Source organism: Gordonibacter sp., from assembly GCF_036667095.1.
In the GTDB taxonomy this organism is placed as follows: Bacteria; Actinomycetota; Coriobacteriia; order Coriobacteriales; family Eggerthellaceae; genus Gordonibacter.
In genome coordinates, this window is the sequence record NZ_JAVWUP010000214.1 from 1 (window position 1) to 3,781 (window position 3,781).

Below are 3,781 nucleotides of genomic sequence, written 5' to 3' on the forward strand. Positions count from 1 at the left end.
GTGAGTCGCTTGCGGGACGTTTTGAGGTGCTCCGTTCGACCCATTGGTTGCTTTCCGAAATGAGCGAAGCGTTCGACTATGGCATGGAGGACTATTTGCATTTCGGTGGATACCCCGGAGCGGCGGCGTTCAAATCCGACCCAGAGCGTTGGATTACCTACATGCGGGACTCGATTATCGAAGCAACGGTATCAAAAGACGTGCTCCAGATGGAGGACGTGCGCAAACCGGCCCTTTTGAGAAATCTTTTCATGTTGGGCGCTCAGTACTCAGCTCAGGAGATATCCTATCGCAAGCTGCTCGGACAATTAGACGACAAGGGCAATGCTGCCACTATGGCGCATTATCTGGAACTGCTTTCCGGGGCGGGGCTGATGGCGGGCCTGAAAAAATACGACCCGAAGTCGCTCGCTGTGCGCAGCAGCTCGCCGCGCCTTCTTGTGCGCGATCCTTCGCTTATGACGGCTACCTGGGGAGGCTCGATGGATGCCTTTTTCGGGAATCCCTCCTTACGTGGTCACTTGGTGGAAACTGCCGTTGGGGTAAATCTGCTTGCGCGAGCGCAGACGGAGCGTTTCGAAGTGCACTGGTGGAGAGACGGCGGCGCTGAGGTCGATTTTGTGGTGACGAAGGACGATCAGCTGGTTGCGATAGAAGTTAAAAGCGGGCGCATCAAAGGGACAAAAGGACTCACAGAATTCTGCTCTCGCTTTCCGAACGCAAAGCCGCTCGTTATAGGAGATCGCAATACCTCGATAGAAGACTTCCTCAGAGGAAGTGTGCCCCTGTTCGATTAGGGAGTTTGCGGGTAGCGCGAGGCCTGGGGAAAGTGGGCTTGCGGATGGAAGAGGTGGTTCGCCCGGTGGTCTGCGTGGTCGCATGTAGACCGTAAAGCTGTCGAGAACGGAATGCCTGAGCCCCTTCGCTGGTAGGCAGACGAAGGGGCTCAGGTGGGTTGCGCAAAAGGCGGCAGCTTACTTGTGGTAGTACCTATGCAGCTCGTACTTCGGCTCGCAGCACACGTTGATGCCGAGCGTGCGGTACAGCTTCTCGTCGGTCGACGAGATGATCACGCTGAAGAACGCGTCGCAGCCGCGCAGCTCGCCGGTGTGGTCGATGATCTCGGCGGCCAGCGGGTTCGCGGCGGAGCTGATGGACAGGGCGATGAGCGTCTCGTCGGAATGCAGGCGTGGGTTTTGGTGGTTCAGGTGCTCGGTCTTCAGATGGCAGATGGGTTCGATGACCTCGTCGCTGATCACGTCCACATCTCCCGTGCCAGCCAGTTCCTTCAGTGCATTGATCATCAGCGACGATGCGGCTCCCAGCAGGGCGGATGTCTTGCCGGTAACCACCTTGCCACCGGGCAGCGCCATAGCGCCGGCAGGGGCTCCTGTCACTTCTTCCTTCCAGAGCGCCGCGCTGCGGGCGGGGGAGAGGTTCGTGTTCACGCCTGCCTGGTTCATCAGCAGTTCGAGCTTTTCAACCTGGTCCTCGCCGATACCGGTGCGCTTCACCTCGACGGCGGTCTGGAAGTAGCGACGCACGATTTCCAGCTTGGCGGCGTCGCTTACCGCCTCGTCGTCGGTGATGGCCATGCCCGCCATGTTCACGCCCATGTCGGTGGGCGACTTGTAGGGGCAGGTGCCCGAAATGCGCTCCATCATGGTCCTCAGCACGGGGTAGGTCTCGATGTCGCGGTTGTAGTTCACCGTGGTCTTGCCGTAGGCTTCCAGATGGAAGGGGTCGATGGCGTTCACGTCGTCCAGATCGACGGTGGCGGCCTCGTAGGCTATGTTTACCGGGTGCTTCAGCGGCAGGCTCCAGATGGGGAAAGTCTCGTACTTCGCGTAGCCGGCTGCCACGCCGCGCTCGTGCTCGTGGTACAGCTGCGACAGGCAGGTGGCCATCTTGCCGCTGCCGGGGCCGGGGGCCGTCACCACCACCAGGGGACGCGCGGTCTCGATGTATTCGTTTTTTCCGTAGCCCTCGGCGCTGACGATGTGGTCGATGTCGTACGGGTAGCCGGCGATGGGGCGGTGTACGTGCGTCTTCACGCCCAAGCCCTCGAGTCGGCGGCGGAATGCATCGGCATCGGGCTGGCTTGCGTAGTGCGTGATGACCACGCTTCCCACGTAAAAGCCCATACCGCGGAAGATATCCATCAGGCGCAGCAGATCCTCGTCGTAGGTGATACCCAAGTCTCCGCGCTGCTTGGATTTCTCGATGTCGTTCGCGTTGATGGCGATGATGATCTCCACGTCGTCGACGAGTTGCTTGAGCATGCGGATCTTGGAATCGGGCTCGAAGCCGGGCAGCACGCGCGCGGCATGGTAATCGTCGAACAGCTTCCCGCCGAATTCCAGATATAGCTTCCCGCCGAACTGGGCAATGCGGTCGCGGATGTGCTCTGCTTGCAGCGCGATGTACTTGTCGTTGTCGAATCCGATGCGCATGGGACTGCGACACCCCTTTCGTGGTTGTGGAAGACGTGGCGAATGCGAGGCGCCGTGCTCTCTGGTCGCCGGGCGGCGGCACCGCGTACGATTATAGCCTACTTACGTTTCCGACAGATGAAATTGTGCGCAGCAGCCGCTTTGTTTGGTTTTCTAGTAAACTAGGTGGGTATTCCAAAAGCATCCAGAGCGAACGATCGAGTGAGCGGTTCTGCTGGGGCGGTGCGGGTTTTCCAGACGAGCACGTTGCATTATAAGGGAGAAGCTATGGCGGATCGGGCGGACGGTATCCCGCATGCGTTGCATCCTTTGGTAGGGGAATACCTCGCCCACTTGCGCGTTGAACGAGGGAGTTCTCCGCTGACTGTTTCCGCCTATACGCACGACTTGAAGGATTACCTGGCCTTTTTAGGAAAGCGCAGCATCTCGTCGATTGACGGCATCGATCGTGCGGTGGTGGTGGCTTACGAAGCCGACCTGGTGGCGCGCGCTTACGCGATAAGCAGCATCGATCGGCGCGTGTCGGTCGTGAAGGGCTTCCATCGCTTTTTGGTGCGCGAGGGCTATACCTCGCGCAACCCTACCGACACGGTGCAGCTGCCCAAGCCGCCCGAACGCCTGCCCGACGTGCTGACGGCATCGCAGGTCGATGCCATGATGGAAGCCTGTAGCGATCGCACGCCTCTGGGTTTGCGCAACCGTGCCATCTTGGAGGTGCTGTATGGCTGCGGTTTGCGGGTTAGCGAATGTACGGGGCTCGACTTGGGTGATTGCATTCTGGACGAGGGGTACCTGCGCATCGTGGGCAAGGGGAACAAGGAGCGCATCGCCCCCATATCGGGCGCTGCCTTGGAGGCCGTTGCCGATTATTTCGGCCACGCGCGCGTTGTCTTGACGAAGCCCTATGCCAAGCCGACTGCGGCCGTGTTCCTGAACGCGCGCGGTGGCCGCCTGACACGCCAGAGCGTGCATGCCATCGTCGCCGAAGCTGGTCGCATCATCGGCGTAGTCAATCTGCATCCTCATACGCTGCGCCACTCGTTTGCCACCCATATGCTGGAAGGCGGTGCCGATCTGCGTGTCATCCAGGAGATCCTCGGCCACGCCGACATCTCCACCACTCAGATATACACGCACGTGAATCGTGCCCATATCCGCGAAGAGTACCTCAGCGCCCACCCCCGTGCTTAATAGTTTGCTACAAGCATAGCAACGCAGCCCCTCTTTTCAGGGTGCTTCAAAATGTCTCGACGCTTCAAAAAGCTCACATGAAACACTAGCTCCACTAGCTCCACTAGCTCCACTAGCTTCGATCCCCCTTTGCGCAT

General features: G+C 59.6%; 3 protein-coding genes. 2 read left to right on the forward strand and 1 reads right to left on the reverse strand.

All coding sequences use genetic code 11. The features are described from left to right. Positions 1–797, forward strand: a 797-nt coding sequence (locus RR842_RS12645) for a DUF4143 domain-containing protein (protein ID WP_332565837.1), incomplete at its 5' end; no start/stop codon positions are given. Positions 798–974: 177 nt separating this feature from the next. Here RR842_RS12645 and RR842_RS12650 read toward each other — a convergent pair. Continuing rightward, positions 975–2,453 carry a DUF1846 domain-containing protein gene (locus tag RR842_RS12650; RefSeq protein WP_332514444.1) on the reverse strand — a complete coding sequence of 493 codons (1,479 nt, stop codon included), beginning with the start codon at positions 2,451–2,453 and terminating at the stop codon, positions 975–977. Between the two features lie 267 nt (positions 2,454–2,720). Here RR842_RS12650 and RR842_RS12655 point away from each other — a divergent pair, with 267 nt between their 5' ends. Then, positions 2,721–3,644 (forward strand): site-specific tyrosine recombinase, encoded by a 924-nt coding sequence (locus RR842_RS12655; protein ID WP_332565836.1) that lies wholly within the window; start codon positions 2,721–2,723, stop codon positions 3,642–3,644. Positions 3,645–3,781 lie beyond the last annotated feature (137 nt).